The organism is Erwinia typographi (genome assembly GCF_000773975.1).
Lineage (GTDB): Bacteria > Pseudomonadota > Gammaproteobacteria > Enterobacterales > Enterobacteriaceae > Erwinia > Erwinia typographi.
This window is the reverse complement of record NZ_JRUQ01000078.1, coordinates 1-20,586: the sequence shown is the minus strand read 5'-3', so window position 1 is coordinate 20,586 and position 20,586 is coordinate 1. Positions and strand designations below refer to the sequence as shown.

Sequence of the window (20,586 nt, the reverse complement as noted above, 5' to 3'; positions counted from 1 at the left end):
TTTAACTTGACCAGTACACCCGCAATGCAGATGCAGTGGGGAAATATCTTCAGAAACGAAAAGAGAACCCACAGTCATTCAGGCACGCTACCGCCCCAGGGTGTCACACCTGTCGTGGGGATAAATGCACCCGACGGATTTTGGGCAAAGGGAAGCCCGCCGATTTTTTCGGGTTAAAGAAAAAATCAGTGAAGAGATAAATAAAATTTTCTGCTACCGCAGCCCTGCTTATTGCAGAGAGTCAGCCAGACTTAAACGGAACATAAACAACAATCACTGCCTGAAACTACTTTTTCAGCGCGAGTCTCCTACTCCTTTTGGGTAATGTAAATTGATCTGAATCAACAAAATGGTCTACGTTCTCCTCAGGCGATTATTGGGGGTATTTTCCCCCTCCACAGTCTCCTGAGGCGATTCTCATCCATGAGGTCAGACCAGATGAAATATGATATTTATCCTCCGGTGCAGGTGATCAGGGACGAAATATTCAGCCGGAAGCTGACTGTCGGAAAAATTTCCGCTCTCACAAATCTGAGCATGGGCCGGCTGCGAAACATACTGACGGGCCGGACCGACATGACGATAAGAGAGAGGGACATCATCTGCCAAAGTCTGGGCATCTACCCCGGAGACGTTGTTCTGCAGCGCGAGGACCTGACGGACAACAAAGGCTTTATTGATGTTCGCCACTTCCCCGAACCACTCAGGGAGGCAATCAGAACGCTGATCAATGCACTTCATGACCCTAAACCGCCCAGAAGAAAGAGGAAGAAAGTCACAGCGTCGTGATTTCATAGTAATCACCGTTAATTTCGGGAACGCGCCGGAGATGATCGTGCAGACGAAGCGCGGCTTCCTCCACGCGGGAGCGATCTGCTTTGTCAGCCACTTTGGTCAGTCTTGCGCTGGCTTCAGCAGTGAGGATCACAGTGATTTTTTTGTTTCTCCCGTCGCCTTCCTGAGCAACCATCCAGTCGCCCGGAATTCTGGAGAACAGCTTAAGGTGGTCATGCAGGCGAAGCACCGCTTCCAGCTGGCGGGAGCGCTTGCCCTTTTTAGCGGCCTGAGACAGTTTCTCACTGTCGGCACAGGTAAGCGGCACACCAATAGATTTAGGGCGAATAGACCCGACTTCTGCAGTGACTTCCTGGTTCATGGAATTCCCCTGGTGTTTGAAAATGTCAGGGGTCTTTTTAAAGGAAATGAAAGGGATATCCAATTCCACAGCTGTGGAGTGTATAAATAACCATATTGACACGCTACATATTGATTATCATAACAATTGAATGATTTTGATTAAAAAACAGCCGCAAAATAAGTGTAATAATATGATATTTATCAAATAGAGTTCTGGTTTCAGCGCCAGCGTTTCAAACTACCGTTCCCCCCCCCTACAAATTTGTATAGCAATTTGCTACCATATAAGATATTACTAACGTATATCAATTTGATACCATTGAGGTGAATTTATGCAAATTTCCACACGTAAACCAACCCGGGACAAACAAATCAACGTCCGTGCAACTGATGAGGAACGGGCAGTCATTGACTATGCCGCCAGCCTGGTTAACAAAAACCGTACTGACTTTATTATTGAAAAAGCAGTACATGAGGCCCAAAACATCATCCTGGATCAACGCGTGTTCGTTCTTGACGATGAACGGTATCAGGCATTTATTGAGCAGCTGGAATCACCGGTTAAAAATGTTGAAGGTCGCCAACGTCTGATGGATGTTAAAGCGGAATGGAAATAAACGTTACAGCACCGACCTTACTTACTGACGAACATATCCTTCAGCCATTCGATTGCGGAAATGAAGTGTTAAGTAACTGGCTTTTACGTCGTGCGTTAAAAAATCAACACCTCAATGCATCACGCACATTTGTTATCTGCCTGGAGGATACTTTTCGTGTGGTGGGTTACTACTCAATTGCAACGGGCTCAATAAGTCACGTAAACCTGGGACGCAGTTTACGCCAGAATATGCCAGACCCGGTACCCGTTATCCTCCTTGGTCGCCTGGCAATTGACGTGAGTGCCCAGGGACATCGCTTCGGAAAATGGTTGCTTAATGATGCTGTGATGCGGGTTTCTAATCTTGCTGATCAGGTAGGTATTAAGGCTATTATGGTTCATGCTATTGATGACAGGGCCAGAGCATTCTATGAGTATTTTGGCTTTACACAATCCCCCGTAACATCACATACTCTATTTTACAAGATTTGAAAGAATATTCATTGGGGTAAATTTAGAGGGGAGTATAACCTCCCCATATAAAGAACATAACACCATCAAAGAATTTTAATCAATGAGCAGGCACCCACATAAGATTCAGGAATCAGATTTATCCAATTGTAAGCGTCAGCAGTTTTAAGCAATCCATTTTTATCAAAAACTCTGAGACTCATATAAACACTTCTAGTTTTCACCTGAATTGTTTTAACACTGACATTTAAATATCTGGCAATCTTACGAATTGAACACCCACATATAAGCAACCAGGCCACTTCCCACTCACCGGCTGTTAACAATGAACGAGGATCATGGTTTTTATACGTGGGTAAAAGAAAATCACAACAAGGGTTCGTACCAATTCCTGTAACGGCAGATAACCAATCCAGCTTATGATTTACTTGAGAAAGTTCAGATATTAGTACCATGACCATATCGCCCCTGGCGGAAGCAAATGGCTTAATATTAATGATAAAAGATTTAACTTTATCTTTGTCACAAAAATACCCATAAGAGAAAAGAATAATATTCTTTTCATGCATCATGGCATATGACTCGAAATCATGCATAAGGTTGATATCTCGGTCAGAAGCAACCGAGATATCTCTGTCGGCCAGCCCAATAGCTGATGACAGCTTTGGAGATAGAAATCGTGACAGGAATGTAATGCTGGCATCCATAAAACGATGGTCTGCATCTTTTATGTACCATGCATCGCAGGATTGCTTGTAAAAAAGATAAAAATCGCGGAAAAAGGCTTGAGATCTGATGTCCAGATCCATAGGATCGTGCGTAGCCATGACCATACTCTCTGTAAGTTGGTTTGTGGTTAGCTTATGTGGGGAGCCGTTAACTCCCCACATAAGCGAATTAAATTTTAATAGTTCCCCGCCGAAACGGTTTGATTAATATACCACATCTGATCAATAAATCCAGGTTTATACGTTAAAAACAAATAAATGGAAGAATATTATTTTCTCCATCTGATCTAAATTTAATATTCCATGCACAACTAAAGCAACAGATCTGGTGAAACATGAATGATACGACCTACGCGACTACACCTGAAACCATTTAAGCATCGTCATCTCCAAGAACGTTATTTACTCTTTTCTCGATTCTCTGCTTCAGATCCTCAATCAGCCCGGAGTAGTTATAACGAGAATCACTCTTAACATCCTCAAGATTGAAGATTATTCTGAGCATTTCCTGAGAAACCATCCTTGCTTTAACTGACTCCTCCAGAACCGCCTTCCTATAGAGATATTCAGAGTTTTTAGAGTTATCTTTCTCTTTATCCCGCATCATCACAACACGCAAGCCAATATCAATCAATTCCGACGTAACGCTGGAGATATTGGCCTCTGAAGATGACGCCCCCTCTGCCTGCCTTTCATCGACAATTCTTCTTATTTCATCAATTGCTTTTTGTGAAAGGTAAATATGTTGTCGTGGCATGTCGCATTACTCCTTAGCACTCGCCTGAACCCACATTTGTGGGTGATGAGTGGAAATAATACAGCCCACTTTTAGCCCACACAATAGAATAACCAGTCTGTGTTATTGATAATAATCAATGAAAATTCATAATGTTAAATTATCACCCACAATCAGCCCACAAAAAGACTGAATCGATCTAACAAATTGAATTTAATGAATATCACACATAACACACACAATCAGCCCATCAACAACCCACACATAGCCCACATACATGGGCTGCATTTAATGGTAAATGTCATAATGCACAAAACATAACTACATAAGATTATGATTTATAGTAAAATTCCTGCAAAATGAAATTTTGCGTAGGGTGTGAGAAAGAAACTACCGGGGAAGCATATTAGTACAGGCATCCATAGAGTAATTCTTGGCCATATTTGGCTTGCCTGAGATCAGGTAAAAATGCGATCATCAGGGCATCAAAATCACGTCACAGGGAACTAATAGTGAAAAAACTCTTTCTGGCTGTATTAATCCTGTCAGCTGCTCAGAATGTTAATGCTGATTGTTTTGATATGGCAGGTAGAGACTATCGCATAGCCCCTGATCTTCTAAGAGCAATTTCCTGGAATGAATCGAACTTCCGCACAGACGTTAAAGGTCACAATCCTGTTTCGGGATTTGGCTCCGGACTTATGCAGGTGGACTCCCAGCACTTTAACGAACTGGCTCGTTATGGAATAAAACCTGAGCACCTTATTTCCGACCCATGCATGAATATCTACACCGGGGCTTACTATCTTGCAATTGCATTCAAAAAGTGGGGAGTCAACTGGCAGGCCGTGGGGGCGTATAATGCAGGTTTCCGGAAAACAGAAGAACAGGCGCAGAGAAGATATGTCTATGCCAGAAAAATTGAGGCAACATACCGGGCGATAAAGAAGAATAAAGACTCAGGGCAGACTCTCTCAAAACAATAAAAAAGACCTCGTATTGAGGTCTTTTTTCCATCTTGTCTTTAACCCGTCAATCAATAGCCCGGTAAATTAAATAAGCTTCAGGGTGTTTTATGATACTGATGTAGTCTTTCAGTGCATCCTGACGTGCGACGAGGTGCTTACAAACTTTCGAATATTCAGGACCCATATCTGCAACCTGCCAGGACAACCAGTTCATGATCATCAGTGTAGCAATAATTCCGGCAGCATCGGCACTGACATCTGCTTCAAAGTAATTACCAGGAATAACCATGTTATAGTGCTGTTCACCTTCCGGTGCGATATATCCGGTTTGCGTCGTGGTGAATCTGACACAGTTCGGAGCCACGTTTCCGCCGGTGCCCTGCGGAATAATCCAGTAACTCCAGAAACCACCATCATAATCTGAATGCTGACGTAACCAGCTGGCAATCATATTATCAGCAGAAGGCGTAAAAAAGAGCGCAGGAATAAAATCAAGTCGTTCACCGCCATCTGTAACACAATAGCGCTGGCGTTCATCGACTTTAAATTGTTCGGCTGATTCACGAGTGGCGGCTTTGACGTTTACTGTGTGCATTCGGGTTTTCTCCTCATTGGGTTATTACATCGTTCGACTTCATCACTGAGCGGCGAAGGGCAATGAGCAGCTGACAGGGAGGAAATAAAGGGGCGCGCAGCGTTTATATACCCCTTTATTTCCTTTCTGGCTGATGCTAAAAGCAGCCCTCCGCGAATTGATGAAATCAGGCGATAAACACACCAGGAGAATGCACACATCCCGTAACGGAAAATCGTCGCAAGACGAATTTCCGTTACGGCCATCAGAGTGGCGGTAATTTATTACCGCCACGGTGAAAGCGGCGCATCTTTTCAGGATGCAGCAAGCGTGAATTTTGATTTGCGTCAGGATGGACGCCCGAAGGGCAGAGACAGCTTGCTGGCTCTGTTCACGACAGCCGAGTCCCTTCAGGGACGACGCCCGGAAAAGAAACGATAATATCCATATCAGTGGCAGAATAATAAAAAGCATTGTCAGCAGGAGAATGATGAATATTAAGCCAACAGCAAAACAACCGTGAAATCAGATAACCACGCGCCGGAATAATGCAGGCAGCGCGTCAGCGTAGCCTGCTTATTCTGCGCCGCAGGCGCGCGACCTTTGATGCCACGAAAGGCAGGATAATCCCCTGCCCTTCAGGCTGGCTATGCGGCTTTATTCAGCCCTCGCAAAAATTCGCGCATGGCACTCACCCGGCGCTGATCTTCCAGGCGTTTTTCAAAGTTGTTGATATAGTACACGGGCGTATAGCGAACCCTGTTAAGCTGCATTGTGAGCGTATTGCCCGTCACCACCTCGGCAGGAATACCCAGCAGGGAAAGCTGAATAAACGCCATATCGGCCGCAACAGGATCGATATCGATGCAGCTACCGAACATATGCTCAGACGGGTTATAGCCCGCCTCCAGCAGATATTCCGCATACGCCACAATCATACCCGCCGCACCGCTTGCCGGATCGCTGACGGTCACGAATCCCTCACGGCGTATCGTTTCGTCGACGTCCGGCATCAGCAGCCTCGCCAGCAGTGACTGGACGTGATACGGCGTGAAATACTGCCCGTTCCGGTCGTCGCCCAGCCCAAGCTCCATGAAGATCGCGCCGAGAAAGTCGTGAAATTTCGCCTCCAGCGCACAGACCATCAGGCAGAAAAGCGTATGCAGATTGCTGATATCGCTCTCGCTGTACTTCGAACAGATTTCACGGCTATGCTCAATGTTCTCCGGCGTTCTTATCCGCGCCATATCCAGCTCGCTTGCGGCCAGCGTGATGAAGTCGCTGAACACCTCCCAGCGGCGCAAATTTCGGGCGGTGTCCATAAACACGCTGACAAACTGGCGGCGGGCTTCGTCAGTAGTCATCATCCGTTGCGGTATCGTCGGCGCGTTCACGGCAGGCAATACGGGTTTAGCGGGTGTTACTGGTGCGGCCTCTTTCGCCTGGTCAAAAAAGCTGGCAAAACTGAGTTGAGACATAGTTCCTCCTTAAATGCCGCCCCGTAAGGAGCGGCTCAGTTATCAGTTAAATGCCCGCTTCAGTTCGAGCGTGCGTAACACCTGCCCCCACTCGCTCACTCTCATGGCAGGAATACGAACGGCGCGCCCCTTCTTCCGGCAGTGCGCTATATGACGGCCCAGCGCCAGCATTTCGGCGCTGATTTCGTCACGGTCGATATCACTGCGTTTAATACGCACCTGTTTTTTTACGGATGCGTTTTCCGCCTCAGGCATCTGGACATACAGGGCGGTCGGTGTAACAATCGAAACTTCACTGAATTGCATTGGTTTGTTCCTTTTGGTGAAGGCCGGATTCATCGTTCCCAGGCGAATAAATCCGGCGTGTTAAGGCAGGCGAAAGCCTGCTTTTCTCAATTCTGGCGCTGCATTTCCTCCTTAACGCGGGCCAGGATCTCCGCGTGGTCAAGGTTGCTGTAGTCACGCATGCGGTAATAACAGATACCGATCCGCGCGTAGATTTCAGTCACGTTGCCGCAGACCATTTCCGCCAGCATGAAGGTTTCACACTCGCCGCTCTCACTGCTGCGCCAGTTCATCGGGTACATCAGCCCCAGCGCGTCATGAAAGGCGTGAACGTCGATTTCAGCGGGCGCTTTCACCGCCTCCTTCTCACGACTCAGCCAGTACGCATGCTCTGCCTCAGCGGTGGCCTGCATCCCCAGCATGGCGGAGGATTCGGTCAGGTGTAATTGCATGGAGTTCTCCTTTTTGGTTGATGGCGACATGCCCTGCCGCCGTGGGTGATGCTGATTAACAGGCTTCCAGGCGCAACATGGCCTGAGCAAAATGAATGTTGTTGCAAAGGTCTTTACGCGCGATGTCCCACGCCTCACGCTCGATAACGCCGTATAAGCGGATGGCATGATCTTTAGCCTGCAACCACGGCTGCACGACATGAAACGACACCAGCGGATTTGAACGTTCCCAGCACAGCACGCCTTCCTTGTGAACGTTGTCGCTCATCAGGGAGAGAAGACGCAGGATTTCCTCAGCCTCATTTTTCTGGCTCAACTGGAGATTCCACACGCCGCAAAGCTCGATCAGATATGACTTTTGCTCTGCGATAACGCAGGCCAGACGCGCTTTTGGGTCTGAACCCCATCTTTCGGAAGATTCTTTGGTGGCGGTTTTGACGTTGACGTTCTGTGTGTTCATCCTGCTTTTCCTCTTGTCTGGTGGTTAATCCATCTCTCGGTGAGTTCCCTGGCGGCAAAGGGCAAAGGAGCAACGGCGGGGCGGCAGGAGAAGGGCGGAGACAAAAGTTTTTGCGGTCCTTCGCAAAAAGTTTTGGCGGAGTTCATTTCACCCTTCGGATGACGACACGACGGTGCTACGACAAGCCCTGCGCCCGGGGACTTAACGGGAGAGGGCTCGCCAGAGGTATGGGAAGAGGATGAACACACCCGACACGGCGGAACGGCGTGGCGTCAGAGGACTGTCGGCAGTTTTACCGCCGACAGGGTGAAGCGGCGCGTCCGTTTACGGACGCAGCAAGCGCAGGGGTTGACGTTGCGTCAGGATGGACGCCCGGAGGGCAGAGACAGCCGTGTCCCGTCAGGGACGACGCCCGTGTATTGCCGTATCGGTGATGCCAGCCAGTTAATTAACCAGACCATCACCATCACCATCACCATCACCATCACCATGCTGACAGCGGAGGGCAAGACATCAAGATATCAGACTCATCGGGGCGACTTCCCCCGAAAATAGTCAGGCCGTGCCGTCAGTTCCCGCTCAATCAGCTCATCAGCAAACAGCGGCGCGATCCTGTTAACACGACTCGCCAGATTCCGCCGACGCGTGGCCGCCTTTCGCTCGTCGCTCCAGCGTATGACGGGCCGTTCGCACAGAAAATCCACGCAGACCGCATATCCGGCTCCCGCCACCCACCTTGACATCACGGACTCAGGGGCGGGCTTTCCTGCCTCCACCACTTCTGACGCCAGTTCAGGTTCACCGGGACAGGGACCGGGACGCTTCCAGCGCAGCGAGTAACGCCACTTCATGTCCGGCCCCGCGCTGTCAGCTTGTTGGGTACCATCCAGCGCTCCAGTTGCCGGACCGATTCCGGACTTTCCCTTGCCAGCGCATCCGTTTCAGCCATCACCGTCCAGAAAGGCTGGCTCTCCATCGTCCAGCGTTCCATTGGCTCCAGTGACGGGAAACGCTCGCTCCAGCGCCAGAACATCTCCTCCAGATCGTACTGGCGCAGTTCAGTCCCCGACCAGCGCGCGCTCCAGCTGCTGACAGTTTCCGGCGTATGGAATGCCAGCTCAATCTCCGCCTGCCCCGCCAGCGCCTGGTACGCCCGCTCACGCTGGCACTGTTGTTTGTGGCGCTGGCGGGTGTATTTTTCATCCCGCAGGGCGTCCTGACAGCGAACCCGCCCGGTCTGCTGAAAGGCCAACTCAGGAAAGAGGCGCTGACCCGCACCGACAGGAAGCGGCAGCCAGCAACACGTCCCGCGACTTTCAATCAGGGCATCGATGGCACTGAGCCAGCTGTCCCTGCTGCCCCGCAGCTCCCGCGCCGTCAGCACCGGCGCAAAATGATGGATTTCCCTGACAGTGATGCGCGTGCTGCCCGTGAGCCGCCGGAAAAAGGCGCTGGCATACGGGTACGTAGTGGACACCGCGCCGCGCGACCGCCGGCGCTCAACCTCAGCGATGGCCTCCATCGCGGCGCGTCCCTCAGGGCTGAAGGGAACGAGGGAGAGATGTGAGGGGATCATGCCGCGCCCTCCGCTGCCAGAATGCTGATGATGCTGGCCTGACTGTATCCGTCCGCATCGAGACGCGCCGTCAGGCTGACGGTGTGGCTGACAAGCTCCGGCTGGTAGCCGCTCAGGGTACGAATGACGGAGAACGGGCGACCGCTGGCGGGAACGAACACCACCATCCACGCCGGACTGATGGCGCCGGGACTGCACACCGCAATATGGTAATTGCCGTGCGGGGGCGTAAAGCGTATCTGCACGGGAAAGAACCCGCCGAACTCGCTGCGGTACTCGCCGTTCATGTCCCAGTTTTCAGGGCAGGACAGGTCACGCATAACGGCGTGGGTCAGTTCGCGGCGGTAGTCTTCGCCGCTGTCGCGCCAGTCCTCCATCTCGTCAGGGGACAGGGTATTCAGTACATCGGGTGTAAAAACAGTGCGCATGGTCATATCCTTATCGCCGCCCCACTCACTCAGGGCGGCGCTCCGTTATCAGGCGGCGTGTGCCGTGTTGGTGGTGTCGTTGTCAGTGCTGTCGGTATCTGAAACAGCGTCGTCAGCATCGGCCTTACCCGCTGGCTCAGGCCCTTTCAGCCAGGCCGGAACCCAGCGGGTGTGCTGCATAAAGTGCTCCGCATGCGCTGCTGCATCGCCCTTCTTCATCTTCTCCGCGTCACCCGCCGCGCCCGTCAGACCCGCCTCTTTCAGGGCGGCGACAATCTGAGGATGTTTCAGGCTGCCGAAGTAGTTGTCCTTCGTCGGCTGCCACCAGTCGCGCAGGTGGAACCCGATTGCCGCCTCGACCGTATCGAGGGTACTGCGGGAGGTGTGCCCCATATCGCGGGTCTGTACCCCGTCAACGGAACAGGCCGTGCAAAAGGCCATCAGCGACATCAACACCCCGCCGTCAAGGGCAAAGAAGGTGGTGAAGTCCTTCTCCCACCCTTCCGGCAGCAGGGCTTTCAGCCTTGCCCGTTCGGTCATCAGGATGTCAAACGCCGCGCCATCCTTACCGGACGGGGCGTTCTCCGTCAGGCTGCCGTGAGACACGGTGAGGCTGATACGGAACGGGTGCGTCGTGGTCAGACAGCCTGAAAATACGCAGGTACACATGCGCCAGACCATCAGCGCCACTGCCTTTTCGGGCTGCTGCATCAGCGCCGCCTGTACTGCCAGCGTACGCTCAGAGGTCATTTTCGTGAGCAGCGGAACGCTGATCCCCTCTGCGGCGTCGGGCTGGCGCGAGGTGAACGGCACCGTTACGCTGCCGGATTCGGTTTCTTCCGGCATATCCGCTTTCAGGCGCACACCGCGCTGCACATACACCTGCCCTTCGTACAGGCTGACCATCACTCCCGCGCCTGACTTCATGTCGTCAGTCCACGCGCTGGCTTCTGCCGCCTCCTGAATGGCGAGGATGTCCGCTTCGATCGCATCTGACTCGTCGCAAACGCTGTCATATGTGTCGTACTGCTCCCGCAGCGCATCAAGACGCTGCTGCTGCTCAGGGGTGTACACCGTATCGGGTTCAACAGGCTGCACGAACTCCTTACCGTCTTCGCCGTGGTACCAGATGCGGGCTGCGCGTCCGCGACTCCATGCCCAGCCCTCTCGCTGCTGAATATCCAGGGCGATACGCTCCAGCTTCTCCTGTACCAGACGCTCAACCAGCACGCTGTCTGCCGTGCCATCGCCCTCGTCATGGCTGAACAGATCTTCACGGACATACCCCCCTGCCGCCTCGTACGCTTCGCGCCCGATAAACCGGAATCTGGTGTTGTCGGTGCGCATCTCGGTTTCGGTAATGGCGCGTTTAATCAGGTGTGCGGGCGCGTTCGACCAGCTGGCTTTCACGCTTTCGAATACCTCAACCTGACGGGCAGGATCGTCCTCGAGACAGAGCGCCTGACACTGCTCAACCGTCAGTTCGTCCTGCGCGAGCTTCTCCATCAGTGATGGAGCGAGGTTTGCCAGCTTCAGCATGCGTTGTACGTGGCGGGAACCGAAACCGAGGGCGTCGCCAATCTGAGAGGGGGTTTTGCCCTGCTCTGCCAGCGTACGGAAACCTGCGATCTGCTCGGTGGGATGCATGGCGGCGCGCTGCTCGTTCTCAGCGATGGAGGCAAGGGCTGCAATGTCGTCTGAGACGCGTTTCACCATGACGGTATGATCGGCCGCAAGACGGTCTTCCTGCGCCAGCAGATTCAGGGCGGTCAGTCGGCGGCCACCTGCGGCCACGCCGGATTGTCCGTCCGCGAGGGTGTGGACAATCAGGTTCTGCAGCAGTCCGAGCGCCTCAATGGAGTCAGCCAGACCGCGAACGCTGTCCACGGAATACGGGATGGTGCGCACGTTCAGCGGGGATTTTACGAGTGCAGACAGCGGAACATACTCAATGGCGGCAGCCTCAAGGGCGGTTTTCAGGGCTTTTTCCTGCGCCTTCGTGATTTTTTTGCTGCTCGCTTTTTGGGGAGCTTTTGCTTTAACATCGGTTACTGACATAGTTAATACCTCGAGTGTCTGTTGATGATTGTCCGGCCCTGCGGAGAGTCCGACTCCGGCAGGGCACATCTTTCTTACTGCGACTTGCGGATACCATAGTCCGCGATATAACGGTTGAGCCAGTACGTGCCGCCCGGCTCAAAGTTCCATGTGCGCCAGACCATTTCACCGTCCTTACGGACAACCAGGCGAAAATGCGCCCCCTGATCGTCCTCTATCGCCACGTTGGTGTACTGTGCTGCAACAGCCTCAGCCTGTTCGCGGGTAAAGGTGTCGTCGGGTAAAACTGCCAGCGCCTCGCTCATGTTGTTCCTCCTTCTGAACCTGCTTTGCTTTTAAAAAACCCTCACCCGTTGAGTTGCCGGGGCCGCAGTTTTGACGTTTGCGGGGACCTGCTGAACGCCCCGCTGGTTGTTACCTTCACCCGTTTGAGAGCCGTTCGCCGCAGGGGCGTAAACCAGCGCGGGCGATGGCAGATGTCCGGGGCGCGGTTTACCGCGTGCCATTTACCCTGGACAGCTGACAGCGACTGTGCCTGTCTCAGCCCCGGCGAAAGGACTCAAAAGGGTGAAAAAACCAGGCAGGGAATGAGCAGGAACCCGCCGCAACGACGGAACGCGCGGGCGCGAAACGGCGTTGCCCCGAAGAGGCCCGGCAGCATTACCGCCGGGCTGGTGAGAGCGGCGCATCCGTAGACGGATGCCGCAAGCGTGATGTTAAACCTGCGACAGTGCGATGGAAGCCCGACAGGGCGGAGACGGTTTGCCGGCTCCGTTTACGACAGCGCCGGTTCCCGCCAGGGAAGTCGCCCACTGACCGACACGACGGGAAGAAAGACCGACAGCACAGCGATCTCAGACAACACACCATCGGGTGTGGCCACCAACGCCAAAATTATCGACAGGGCAGAAATATCATCAGCAGACTGTGGCACTCCGTGATTCAGAACCAGGTACTGCAGCAGATACGGGCGGAGCAGTGCGGCGCCGGAGGCGCGGCATTCTCCGCCGGCAGGCAGAGCCTGCCGGGGTTTGTGCGCGGGCTGACAGGCGGCTGAACCGCCTGCCGGGGATTAATCAGTTGCTGAAGACATAGCCGTCATGGAACACATAGCCGCAGCTGAACAGGTCACGCGCATAATCTTCAAAATCGAAGTAGCAGCGCAGCGTCTCCGGCACCTCATTGAGCAGGCCGTTATCCTCAACCATCTCCTGAGCATAGTCTTCTTCGCTTTCCGCCTCGCCGCAGTACGCATCATCAAACATGTCATAGTCACACTCGCCGGTATACTCCGCCCAGGCGATAAAAGCGGCTTCCCTGCCCTCTTCTTCGGCGCGTTTGTAAGCGGCGATAAAATCCCAGTCAATGGAACATTCAGAGACGAACGGCGACGGAATACCTTCATGGTCCTGAAACATAAATTCCGCATCCCATTCATCAGCATGCAGCACCTGACAGGCCGCGTAAAAATCCGCCCTGCCGTCGAATTCCGTCAGGTCAAACCATTTTCCGTAGATGCTGCCGCAGTTATATTTATGGTATGTGCCAACGTAGACAGCAGGTGTGGTGGTCATAGTGCTCACAGAAAATCCTCCGTGGTCGATGTCGTCTGAGTTCCGGCTTACGCCGTGCCGACACGACAGCCGGGCGAAAAGCGGAGAATGCAGGGGCGTCACCGAAGCCGCAGCGCAGTAAAAAAGCGGGAGCTGGCTGAACGGTGTGACGGCGAAAACTGAGCCGGAAAACAACGGGAAGACGGCGGAGAATGCCTTTGAAATAAACTGCGACCGGGTGAAGGTGACGGCGTTTACGCTTCCCTTGCATTCGCAGCGGCCCGGCTAAAGTAGAGGCACGGCGTTAGCCGCAGGCCGCACGGGACGTTACTCTCCGCGAAACCGGAACACCGTGGAGGCTGAGCCGATGATGCGGAGCGCCCACGCGACCTCCTTATTGGCATGGTGTAAAAGCCCGCCGGGCGGCGGGCTGATCCTATGCCGCAAGCTGCTTTTCCAGCCAGGCCACATCACCCAGCGCGTCGTTCACGGACGGGAAACTGTGACGGGCCAGCTCCCACGCCTGAGCATCATCAGCGGACAGCGCCCGGCGTGTGGTTTCGGTAATACGGGCCAGCAGGTCAGAGGGCACCGATACCATCCGGGTTTCTGCCCGCAATCCGGCCAGCATCTTCCGTACCGTTGCACCTGACACCCCTTCATCGATGTGATCGCCCAGCCCGATATTGCCGATGGCGCATAAAATCGCGTCAGCCTCATGTTCCGTCATGGTTTCAACCGCCGTCACGTCCTCCCGGGTCCAGACCAGCAGGGCAAGTTTTTCATCGCGGCCAAAGGCACGTTTCATCAGCTGATTAAGCTCTTTACGGGTTCAGTACATCATTTTTAACTCCGGTTTATGACGGGCGGACCAGCCGCCCGGGGTAAGTCAGTCTCTGAAAGCCGCGTCCAGGTCCAGGACCTCGCGGTATGCTGCCAGATACAGGGCGTTGATCCGGCAGAGCGTCTGCCGTGCAAGGCGCTCAGTGAGCGGATCGGCGTCGTAGCGGTACTGCGACTCAAGACGGTTCAGCTCGGTACGCAGGTCGCACATGCTGTTTGCCAGCGCCGCCACGTCGGCGCGAAGCGCTTCAAATCCGGCATAGTTCATCACGCGGCCTCCGGATAATCGTCATTGGCGGCCGGTTGCTGCATTGAGCGAAGTACGGTGGCCAGCCGTTTCTGCCCGGCCAGGTGATACTGCGGCATCAGCTCGATCCCGATATAGCGGCGGCCTGCCTGAAGCGCCGCCACACAGGTGGAGCCGGAACCCGCAAACGGGTCAAGAATGATGGCGCCGGGATGCGTGAAGGACTCAATCAGCGGTTGCAGGCTGGTAACGGGTTTCTCGGTCGGATGGTGGCGGTTGCCGGAATATTTCCAGCCCAGCACGTCCGGCAGCGGGTTTTGTGGCAGAGCCGGGCGCCCTTTTGCCAGAATATAGGCGCATTCATGGCGGTAGCCTACATAAGCGGCCTTCGATGTGTAGGTTTTGGTAAACACCAGGTGGCCGACAACGCTGAACCCGGCATTTTTCCAGGCCGCCATAAAGCGATCGACGCGGTTCCAGCCGTAGAAGCTCACCATCAGCGCGTCTTTTTTCAGCACGCGGTACATCTCATGGCAGGCGGGCTGGAGCCATTCATCCGTGCGATCGCCGGCGATGGTGCGGCCGGAGCGGTCGCGAAAACCGACAAGATAAGGGGGATCGGTGACGATGAGATCGACAACATTCTCCGGGAAGCCGGACATAATCTGGACGCAGTTACCCAGGATAAAACGGGACATGGCAGTACTCCTCACGGTTACAGGGGGCATCCAGGAGGGCGTCTCCCCGACGCCCGTTCCCTGCTGCCCGGGGCCTGTACGCCGCGCCCTGTAACGGGTCAGGCCGACCGTGGAATACCGCAGCCGCCAGGTAGTTATGGCGGTGAGGATATGCCGCGAAAGCGGCTTGAAGGGCGTTCATCAGAAAGGCGAGTGGCTGGCGTAAAATCGCAACGACGACGGACAGGAGCGGTAAACACGCCCGTCCCGTGACCACAGGGCGAGGCACACTGGCACCGGGCAGTAGACGGTTCCGCGCAGCGGCATGAATGAGGAGCGCAGCGACATCAATATCGGGTTTAAGCCCTGTTCAGGTCTTTCCACAGTATGATGGGATTACTCTGTGGATAGTTTGCTGACACCAGACAGAGTTGTCAGCGCGATATAGCGACAACTGATGGGTGTGCTGGACAAGATGAGCAATTCAGGGTTGGGCACACTTTGTGTTTTCGGGGTAGGGAATCAACCAGGAATGGCAAATGAAGAGGAGGATGCTTAGCCCCGCATATACAACGAAGTGGGCAAAATTGGCGACAGCTAAAATTTGAACCAATATCTACCTAAGAAAATCAGTATTTCACTGGCTGAAATTGTGGGACTTTCAGTATGAAAGAAACCTAAAAATCAGCCTAATTTCATACCATTACAGGAAGTTTTTCGCGGGACACCTTAAGGAAAAAGGAGCCGATATTATGCGCTCCTTAATTAGCAACTTATTCCACATCAGGTATTTCATTCATGATTTTCTTTATCGCATCATCAATCGCTGACTGAACTGCTGGAGAAATACGGGAAAACTCGTATACAACCAATCTCTTCTTTTGATCAGTCTTTTTCTTTGCATACTGTCGACGATCGGAGAACTCACGAAGCTTTACAGTCTCAACTTGCTTAACCGGTGTGGGTTTTAAATTTTTACTTTTATCCCTAATTATCGCAAGGATTTTTCGCTTATCCGTACCAGCGGTCTCGCTCTCTGCAATCTGCAACCGCACCTGTTCCATTAATTCCCTAACAGCAACACCTTTGCTTTTCGCATCTTCTGCAATCTGTAGAAGCAGCTGATAATCAGCCAGGGATATATCATTGATAACGGGGAATACGGAGATCATTTCATCTGGAACTGAAGCTGCTTGGAATGCCCGTGTTACTTTAGCTGGGGAGATGTTTTCCGCTTTCGCTATCTCATCTTTAGTCATGCCGTTGCCATACATTACTTCAAAACGCTTACCAAGTTCACGCAAGCTATGTTCTCGTGCAGTCTGTATGTCAGTGGCAAGCTGCCGTGCGTCCGCCAGACTGATTTCATCTTTCGTGACCAGAATATCGAACTTCGCTTGGCTAAAGATACAAGCAGCGCGTCGACGCGTACCATCCAGAATCTCGATGCGTCCGTTAATCTCCCGACCTATCGCCGGGAAGAACTGCTGCAATTTGATGGTGCGTAAGATATCACTTACTGAATCTGGCGTCAGCATGGACTGGTCGCGACCATTAACGCTTGGATCCACGAAGGTACGAGATTCAATCTCGCCGCTCAGTAGAACTGTATAAACGAATTTAGCCTGTCCGCCTGATTTAAGAGTAAAGATTTTAGAGCCATCATTACCTTCAAGCATACGAGCAAACTCGGAGGTGCTGTTACCCAGAACGCGCCCACGTGCAACTATTTTCTTCATACGGAGGTACCTCTTATGAACTCAATCCGATCAAAAACAGCTTTAGTGAAACGTTCGGCCTCGGTACGCGCCTTCTTCAAGGCCTCGGCACTACCAGGGTACGACATAGGGTTGGCACTAATAATGGTGTCGAATGATTCGCCGCAGCGCTCAAAGCCATCCAAGCGAGGAAGTGATGAATCCAAAATATTGCTGGCATAAACCTCTCTGGCGAGACTGTGTGACGTTTCATGGTCGCGTTTTCCAGTCATTTTGGACATAAAGCCAATGCTGGCGCTCAGGCGCGGCTCTACGCCTTCCTCTTCCAACTGCTCCAGCATTTCAGGTAGGCGAGTGAGATACTTCAAAGTTGAGTGGAAATCTACCTGTGCAGGTGGGGTAGGGGTCAGAAGCAAGTCGCTGGCAGCCAAACCATTCAGCAGAAACGGATCAAGATGCGGGCCAGTATCGATGAAAATGAAATCGTAATAATTAGCTACGCGCTCAATAATTTTCTTACGCAGGACTTCTGAGGGCTTAATCCCCGGAAGGTGTTCTTTCACCAATTCATCCCACTGGCTAGCAACAAAACCATCGTCGATAGAAGCAGGGATAACGTCCACGCCGGGAATTATAGTTCGGCGGATGACGCTCTTACGCAATGCATCCGAATCCAAGTCATTCAACATGGCCTGAGCTGCCGTTTCAAGCACAGAACCAATGCTGTGAGTATGGTCAAGGAACATAGTGCTGGATGCCTGGGGATCCAAGTCAATAACTAAGATACGCAAATCGTGACGTAGCAAATCCTGATGTACCCGCAGCGCATGCGCCAAAGTTACAGTGCTCACAGTCTTTGATACGCCCCCCTTGAGATTAACGACAAAAATGACGTAGGGGTCTTTATGTATGTCTCGGTATTTTGGGATCTTGCGGTGGTTATAAATATCAATAACGTTTTGAATCGTTAATGCATACTGCTCAACATTCCCTATCTGCTTCTTATTGAATTCATACCCACGTTCATCCATTTCTTTCATTGATTGCTCAACGATACGACGGCTCAGCTTCGGTAGCTTCGCAACAGCATTGCGAGTATAAGTTTGATGATAATCGGTCAGATTAAACTCTTTCCGCTGTTCCTCAATATCCCGGCTCATAACTTGGAGTAAAGCATTTGCTCTCAATGCTATTGTGCCAACACCACCGTAATCTCGTTTCATCATTATTCCTCATATAGGGACTCCTTGCCTCAACAGTCAACAGGCACCTAAATCGCAATCAATTGTACACAATAACCAACAACGTACAACAAAAACACGTCTGACATAAAAAAATTGTACATTCGAATCCATTCTGTTACAAAATCGAAAGGATGTAACACCATAAAATACCTTTAGGGTATACCCTTATGATAGCAGCACAAGCAGATGCAAACATGGTATCACTGGACTTCATTCAGATAATTTGATAGTTAACACTCTCATCTTTTAATTGCTATTGAGATTTAAACACATGGCTCTCGTGGGTTACGCTCGTGTATCGACGACCGATCAGGATCTGGCGCACCAGATCGCGGTTTTGACTGCCACTGGCTGTCGTAAAATTTTCGCTGAAAAAATAACCGGCACAAAAAAGGAAGGGCGTCAGGCGCTCGATGAATGTCTGGATTACTTACGGGAGGGAGATACGCTGGTGATCACCCGTATTGACCGCCTGTCACGAAGCCTTCGGGACCTGCAAAACCTGGTACACGAGCTTGAAGGGCAAAATATCAGACTCAGGGCCACTGAGCAGGCCATTGATACGTCCTCCGCTTCTGGCAAGGCTTTTCTGGATATGCTGGGCGTCTTCGCCGAATTCGAAACCCGCCTGCGTCAGGAACGGCAGCGTGAGGGGATTATCCGGGCGAAAGCCAGAGGCGCATATAAAGGAAGAAAACCCACCGCCCAGGCAAAAACGCAGCAGGTCATTGAGCTCACCATGGCCGGGATAACCCGCGAAGCAGTTGCCGGCCAGCTGGGCATAGGCAAGGCCAGCGTCTACCGGATACTGAAAGCCTGGCGACAGCAACATCCCGGTGTCATCCTGCCCGGGGAGAGGGTTAAGCCCCGTAACAGTGATGTTGATGAAGCCTCCGGGCGTGCTACGATAGCATCATGAAAACAACGACTACGCCCCACGACGCCCTGTTCAAACAGTTTCTGACCCACACGGAAACTGCCCGTGACTTCCTGCAGCAGCACCTGCCGGCGACCCTGCTGCAAAGCTGTGATCTGGCCACGTTAAGGCTGGAGTCCGGAAACTTTGTTGAGGAGGATCTCCGCGCCTATTATTCAGATGTCCTGTATTCACTTAAAACGGGGGAGGGCGACGGGTACGTTTATTGCCTGATTGAGCACCAGAGCTCGCCCGACAGGCACATGGCATTTCGCCTGATGCGCTATGCCATTGCAGCCATGCAAAGACACCTTGACGGGGGTAACGACCGGCTCCCTCTGGTTGTTCCGCTGCTCTTTTACCATGGTCAGGTCACGCCTTATCCATATTCCATGCGCTGGCTGGATGAGTTTGGCGATCCTGCACTGGCCGGTCAACTTTATACCGGCGATTTTCCACTGGTCGATATTACCGTCATTCCGGATGACGAAATCATGCAGCACCGCCGCATTGCCATTCTGGAGCTGTTGCAAAAACACGTCCGGCAACGTGATCTGGCAGAACTGACGGAACAGCTGGTCACCCTGTTGCTGGCCGGATACACTACTGATGAGCAGCTGGTATCACTGATGAATTACATGCTGCAGGTTGGTGACACCGCCACGCCGGAATCCTTTATCCGCGAGCTGGCACGCCGTGCACCACAGCACGAGGAGGTTCTTATGACTATTGCACAAAAACTGGAACAAAAAGGCCGGCTGGAAGGTATCCAGCTCGGCGAAGCCAAAGGGCGTCAGGAAGGACGGCAGGAAGGAATGCTTGAAGGCAAACTTCAGGTTGCCCGTACCATGCTGCAGAACGGCATCGATCGCCGCTCGGTAATGCAAATGACCGGACTGTCCGACGATGACCTGGCGCAAATTCACCATTAATCTCCCTGTCCGGCAGGGCAGGCCGGTAAAAGGAAACAGGGAAACGCAGCCCCGGGCGACGTCTGCCGGCAGGCTGCAGCAGGGACAGGCCCGGCTCGCCTCCGTCCCGTTAACAGGAGGCAGCCTCGGTGGCCGGACACAAAAACAGCAAATCTTATCCCGCAGGCGGCACCGGCATATCCCCGGAGGCCGGAAGCCTCACGCAGCTACCGCTTCACCTCACCGCCATTCTCTGCCTGCTGGCCCTGCAGGATGACCTGTCCAGAACCGCCCTGCTGGACGGCCTGAATCAGCTGGAAATCAGCCCGGCTGCCCACCGCCGCATGAAGCCCGACGAGATGGCTGAGGCCCTGAAAGTCCTGGCGGCCCGGGGATGGCTGCAGGCAGCGGACAACCGCTGGCGCCTGACGCCCGGCCGCGAGAATGCGGTTTATCTTTATATGGTGACGCATCCGTCAGCCTGGGGCGGCGACCGGTCACGCCCGGGATAGACCCTGTACACGATTC

27 protein-coding genes and 1 pseudogene are annotated in these 20,586 nt (G+C 52.8%); 9 read left to right on the top strand and 19 right to left on the bottom strand.

The genetic code is table 11. The annotated features are described in order from the left end of the window. Positions 1 to 438 precede the first annotated feature (438 nt). A complete protein-coding gene (locus NG99_RS24085; RefSeq protein ID WP_157032695.1) occupies positions 439 to 789 on the top strand; it encodes a hypothetical protein in 351 nt (116 codons plus the stop codon). Here NG99_RS24085 and NG99_RS30120 read toward each other — a convergent pair. Continuing rightward, complete coding sequence (locus NG99_RS30120; protein ID WP_232298365.1) at positions 776 to 1,156, bottom strand: TraY domain-containing protein; 381 nt, start codon at positions 1,154 to 1,156, stop codon at positions 776 to 778. The two genes, NG99_RS24085 and NG99_RS30120, sit on opposite strands and share 14 nt — an antisense overlap. A gap of 313 nt (positions 1,157 to 1,469) precedes the next feature. Between NG99_RS30120 and NG99_RS24070 the strand changes: the two genes are divergently transcribed. Continuing rightward, on the top strand, positions 1,470 to 1,754 hold the full coding sequence (locus NG99_RS24070; protein ID WP_034898629.1) for a type II toxin-antitoxin system TacA family antitoxin: 285 nt from the start codon (positions 1,470 to 1,472) through the stop codon (positions 1,752 to 1,754). Further along, complete coding sequence (locus tag NG99_RS24065; RefSeq protein WP_084110622.1) at positions 1,745 to 2,227, top strand: GNAT family N-acetyltransferase; 483 nt, start codon at positions 1,745 to 1,747, stop codon at positions 2,225 to 2,227. The genes NG99_RS24070 and NG99_RS24065 overlap by 10 nt, the downstream gene beginning before the upstream one ends. 65 nt (positions 2,228 to 2,292) lie before the next feature. On the opposite strand, the gene NG99_RS24060 is transcribed toward NG99_RS24065, so the two are convergent. Next, the gene (locus tag NG99_RS24060; RefSeq protein WP_034898627.1) at positions 2,293 to 3,033 is read right to left on the bottom strand and encodes a helix-turn-helix transcriptional regulator; all 741 of its coding nucleotides are present in this window, start codon (positions 3,031 to 3,033) and stop codon (positions 2,293 to 2,295) included. Between the two features lie 274 nt (positions 3,034 to 3,307). After that, the gene (locus tag NG99_RS24055; protein ID WP_034898625.1) at positions 3,308 to 3,691 is read right to left on the bottom strand and encodes a relaxosome protein TraM; all 384 of its coding nucleotides are present in this window, start codon (positions 3,689 to 3,691) and stop codon (positions 3,308 to 3,310) included. Between the two features lie 491 nt (positions 3,692 to 4,182). On the opposite strand from NG99_RS24055, the gene NG99_RS24050 reads away from it, so the two are divergent. After that, the gene (locus NG99_RS24050; protein ID WP_034898623.1) at positions 4,183 to 4,656 is read left to right on the top strand and encodes a transglycosylase SLT domain-containing protein; all 474 of its coding nucleotides are present in this window, start codon (positions 4,183 to 4,185) and stop codon (positions 4,654 to 4,656) included. 46 nt (positions 4,657 to 4,702) lie between these two features. Here the strand turns inward: NG99_RS24050 and NG99_RS24045 are convergent, their stop codons facing one another. The 5 genes from NG99_RS24045 to NG99_RS24025 all read right to left on the bottom strand — a co-directional run bounded on the left by NG99_RS24045 (position 4,703) and on the right by NG99_RS24025 (position 7,887). Beyond that, positions 4,703 to 5,233 carry an antirestriction protein gene (locus NG99_RS24045; protein WP_034898620.1) on the bottom strand — a complete coding sequence of 177 codons (531 nt, stop codon included), beginning with the start codon at positions 5,231 to 5,233 and terminating at the stop codon, positions 4,703 to 4,705. Between the two features lie 626 nt (positions 5,234 to 5,859). Continuing rightward, positions 5,860 to 6,690, bottom strand: a complete 831-nt coding sequence (locus NG99_RS24040; RefSeq protein WP_034898618.1) for an N-6 DNA methylase — start codon at positions 6,688 to 6,690, stop codon at positions 5,860 to 5,862. Between the two features lie 42 nt (positions 6,691 to 6,732). Then, positions 6,733 to 6,996 (bottom strand): hypothetical protein, encoded by a 264-nt coding sequence (locus NG99_RS24035; protein ID WP_034898616.1) that lies wholly within the window; start codon positions 6,994 to 6,996, stop codon positions 6,733 to 6,735. Positions 6,997 to 7,082: 86 nt separating this feature from the next. Next, positions 7,083 to 7,427 carry a hypothetical protein gene (locus NG99_RS24030; protein WP_034898615.1) on the bottom strand — a complete coding sequence of 115 codons (345 nt, stop codon included), beginning with the start codon at positions 7,425 to 7,427 and terminating at the stop codon, positions 7,083 to 7,085. Between the two features lie 55 nt (positions 7,428 to 7,482). Further along, entirely contained in the window at positions 7,483 to 7,887 is a 405-nt protein-coding gene (locus tag NG99_RS24025) for a hypothetical protein (RefSeq protein WP_034898614.1), read from the bottom strand. Between the two features lie 354 nt (positions 7,888 to 8,241). Between NG99_RS24025 and NG99_RS29480 the strand changes: the two genes are divergently transcribed. Then, on the top strand, positions 8,242 to 8,442 hold the full coding sequence (locus tag NG99_RS29480; protein ID WP_157032693.1) for a hypothetical protein: 201 nt from the start codon (positions 8,242 to 8,244) through the stop codon (positions 8,440 to 8,442). Here NG99_RS29480 and NG99_RS24020 read toward each other — a convergent pair. From NG99_RS24020 to NG99_RS23980, 9 genes and pseudogenes are all read right to left on the bottom strand, one after another. Continuing rightward, a complete protein-coding gene (locus tag NG99_RS24020) occupies positions 8,415 to 8,738 on the bottom strand; it encodes a hypothetical protein (protein ID WP_034898613.1) in 324 nt (107 codons plus the stop codon). The genes NG99_RS29480 and NG99_RS24020 overlap by 28 nt on opposite strands. Further along, positions 8,735 to 9,463, bottom strand: coding sequence for a plasmid SOS inhibition protein A (locus NG99_RS24015; protein WP_034898612.1), 729 nt, complete (start codon positions 9,461 to 9,463; stop codon positions 8,735 to 8,737). Before NG99_RS24015 ends, NG99_RS24020 begins: the two co-directional genes overlap by 4 nt. Next, entirely contained in the window at positions 9,460 to 9,891 is a 432-nt protein-coding gene (psiB, locus tag NG99_RS24010; RefSeq protein ID WP_034898611.1) for a conjugation system SOS inhibitor PsiB, read from the bottom strand. Before psiB ends, NG99_RS24015 begins: the two co-directional genes overlap by 4 nt. A 48-nt stretch (positions 9,892 to 9,939) precedes the next feature. Then, a complete protein-coding gene (locus NG99_RS24005) occupies positions 9,940 to 11,949 on the bottom strand; it encodes a ParB/RepB/Spo0J family partition protein (RefSeq protein ID WP_034898610.1) in 2,010 nt (669 codons plus the stop codon). A 74-nt stretch (positions 11,950 to 12,023) separates the two neighbouring features. Continuing rightward, on the bottom strand, positions 12,024 to 12,254 hold the full coding sequence (locus NG99_RS24000; protein WP_034898609.1) for a DUF905 domain-containing protein: 231 nt from the start codon (positions 12,252 to 12,254) through the stop codon (positions 12,024 to 12,026). A 771-nt stretch (positions 12,255 to 13,025) separates the two neighbouring features. Continuing rightward, positions 13,026 to 13,532, bottom strand: coding sequence for an antirestriction protein ArdA (locus tag NG99_RS23995; RefSeq protein WP_034898607.1), 507 nt, complete (start codon positions 13,530 to 13,532; stop codon positions 13,026 to 13,028). 406 nt (positions 13,533 to 13,938) lie between these two features. Next, positions 13,939 to 14,334: pseudogene (locus tag NG99_RS23990) on the bottom strand (DUF1380 family protein); the annotation flags it as partial. A gap of 57 nt (positions 14,335 to 14,391) precedes the next feature. Next, positions 14,392 to 14,613 carry a hypothetical protein gene (locus NG99_RS23985; RefSeq protein WP_034898605.1) on the bottom strand — a complete coding sequence of 74 codons (222 nt, stop codon included), beginning with the start codon at positions 14,611 to 14,613 and terminating at the stop codon, positions 14,392 to 14,394. Beyond that, positions 14,613 to 15,290 (bottom strand): DNA methylase, encoded by a 678-nt coding sequence (locus NG99_RS23980; protein WP_034898603.1) that lies wholly within the window; start codon positions 15,288 to 15,290, stop codon positions 14,613 to 14,615. Before NG99_RS23980 ends, NG99_RS23985 begins: the two co-directional genes overlap by 1 nt. A 500-nt stretch (positions 15,291 to 15,790) precedes the next feature. Between NG99_RS23980 and NG99_RS30115 the strand changes: the two genes are divergently transcribed. Then, a complete protein-coding gene (locus NG99_RS30115) occupies positions 15,791 to 15,877 on the top strand; it encodes a DUF4113 domain-containing protein (protein WP_408606435.1) in 87 nt (28 codons plus the stop codon). 165 nt (positions 15,878 to 16,042) lie between these two features. Here NG99_RS30115 and NG99_RS23975 read toward each other — a convergent pair whose 3' ends face one another. Together NG99_RS23975 and NG99_RS23970 are read right to left on the bottom strand one after the other, a co-directional pair. Further along, complete coding sequence (locus NG99_RS23975; protein ID WP_034898601.1) at positions 16,043 to 17,008, bottom strand: ParB family protein; 966 nt, start codon at positions 17,006 to 17,008, stop codon at positions 16,043 to 16,045. Then, positions 17,005 to 18,210, bottom strand: a complete 1,206-nt coding sequence (locus tag NG99_RS23970; protein WP_034898599.1) for an AAA family ATPase — start codon at positions 18,208 to 18,210, stop codon at positions 17,005 to 17,007. The genes NG99_RS23975 and NG99_RS23970 overlap by 4 nt, the downstream gene beginning before the upstream one ends. A 292-nt stretch (positions 18,211 to 18,502) precedes the next feature. Here NG99_RS23970 and NG99_RS23965 point away from each other — a divergent pair, with 292 nt between their 5' ends. The 3 genes from NG99_RS23965 to NG99_RS23955 all read left to right on the top strand — a co-directional run bounded on the left by NG99_RS23965 (position 18,503) and on the right by NG99_RS23955 (position 20,570). Then, positions 18,503 to 19,150, top strand: coding sequence for a recombinase family protein (locus tag NG99_RS23965; protein ID WP_034898596.1), 648 nt, complete (start codon positions 18,503 to 18,505; stop codon positions 19,148 to 19,150). Then, positions 19,147 to 20,079 (top strand): Rpn family recombination-promoting nuclease/putative transposase, encoded by a 933-nt coding sequence (locus NG99_RS23960; RefSeq protein WP_034898592.1) that lies wholly within the window; start codon positions 19,147 to 19,149, stop codon positions 20,077 to 20,079. The genes NG99_RS23965 and NG99_RS23960 overlap by 4 nt, the downstream gene beginning before the upstream one ends. Positions 20,080 to 20,207: 128 nt before the next feature. Beyond that, the gene (locus tag NG99_RS23955; RefSeq protein ID WP_034898591.1) at positions 20,208 to 20,570 is read left to right on the top strand and encodes a hypothetical protein; all 363 of its coding nucleotides are present in this window, start codon (positions 20,208 to 20,210) and stop codon (positions 20,568 to 20,570) included. Positions 20,571 to 20,586: the final 16 nt, after the last annotated feature.

Excerpts from the sequence above, each read along its gene's own strand:
- NG99_RS24085 (WP_157032695.1), top strand. The coding sequence starts at position 439 with ATGAAATATGATATTTATCCTCCGGTGCAGGTGATCAGGGACGAAATA.
- NG99_RS30120 (WP_232298365.1), bottom strand. The coding sequence starts at position 1,156 with ATGAACCAGGAAGTCACTGCAGAAGTCGGGTCTATTCGCCCTAAATCT.
- NG99_RS24070 (WP_034898629.1), top strand. The coding sequence starts at position 1,470 with ATGCAAATTTCCACACGTAAACCAACCCGGGACAAACAAATCAACGTC.
- NG99_RS24065 (WP_084110622.1), top strand. The coding sequence starts at position 1,745 with ATGGAAATAAACGTTACAGCACCGACCTTACTTACTGACGAACATATC.
- NG99_RS24060 (WP_034898627.1), bottom strand. The coding sequence starts at position 3,033 with ATGGCTACGCACGATCCTATGGATCTGGACATCAGATCTCAAGCCTTT.
- NG99_RS24055 (WP_034898625.1), bottom strand. The coding sequence starts at position 3,691 with ATGCCACGACAACATATTTACCTTTCACAAAAAGCAATTGATGAAATA.
- NG99_RS24045 (WP_034898620.1), bottom strand. The coding sequence starts at position 5,233 with ATGCACACAGTAAACGTCAAAGCCGCCACTCGTGAATCAGCCGAACAA.
- NG99_RS24040 (WP_034898618.1), bottom strand. The coding sequence starts at position 6,690 with ATGTCTCAACTCAGTTTTGCCAGCTTTTTTGACCAGGCGAAAGAGGCC.
- NG99_RS24035 (WP_034898616.1), bottom strand. The coding sequence starts at position 6,996 with ATGCAATTCAGTGAAGTTTCGATTGTTACACCGACCGCCCTGTATGTC.
- NG99_RS24030 (WP_034898615.1), bottom strand. The coding sequence starts at position 7,427 with ATGCAATTACACCTGACCGAATCCTCCGCCATGCTGGGGATGCAGGCC.
- NG99_RS24025 (WP_034898614.1), bottom strand. The coding sequence starts at position 7,887 with ATGAACACACAGAACGTCAACGTCAAAACCGCCACCAAAGAATCTTCC.
- NG99_RS24020 (WP_034898613.1), bottom strand. The coding sequence starts at position 8,738 with ATGAAGTGGCGTTACTCGCTGCGCTGGAAGCGTCCCGGTCCCTGTCCC.
- NG99_RS24015 (WP_034898612.1), bottom strand. The coding sequence starts at position 9,463 with ATGATCCCCTCACATCTCTCCCTCGTTCCCTTCAGCCCTGAGGGACGC.
- psiB (WP_034898611.1), bottom strand. The coding sequence starts at position 9,891 with ATGCGCACTGTTTTTACACCCGATGTACTGAATACCCTGTCCCCTGAC.
- NG99_RS24005 (WP_034898610.1), bottom strand. The coding sequence starts at position 11,949 with ATGTCAGTAACCGATGTTAAAGCAAAAGCTCCCCAAAAAGCGAGCAGC.
- NG99_RS24000 (WP_034898609.1), bottom strand. The coding sequence starts at position 12,254 with ATGAGCGAGGCGCTGGCAGTTTTACCCGACGACACCTTTACCCGCGAA.
- NG99_RS23985 (WP_034898605.1), bottom strand. The coding sequence starts at position 14,613 with ATGAACTATGCCGGATTTGAAGCGCTTCGCGCCGACGTGGCGGCGCTG.
- NG99_RS23980 (WP_034898603.1), bottom strand. The coding sequence starts at position 15,290 with ATGTCCCGTTTTATCCTGGGTAACTGCGTCCAGATTATGTCCGGCTTC.
- NG99_RS23975 (WP_034898601.1), bottom strand. The coding sequence starts at position 17,008 with ATGAAGAAAATAGTTGCACGTGGGCGCGTTCTGGGTAACAGCACCTCC.
- NG99_RS23970 (WP_034898599.1), bottom strand. The coding sequence starts at position 18,210 with ATGAAACGAGATTACGGTGGTGTTGGCACAATAGCATTGAGAGCAAAT.
- NG99_RS23965 (WP_034898596.1), top strand. The coding sequence starts at position 18,503 with ATGGCTCTCGTGGGTTACGCTCGTGTATCGACGACCGATCAGGATCTG.
- NG99_RS23960 (WP_034898592.1), top strand. The coding sequence starts at position 19,147 with ATGAAAACAACGACTACGCCCCACGACGCCCTGTTCAAACAGTTTCTG.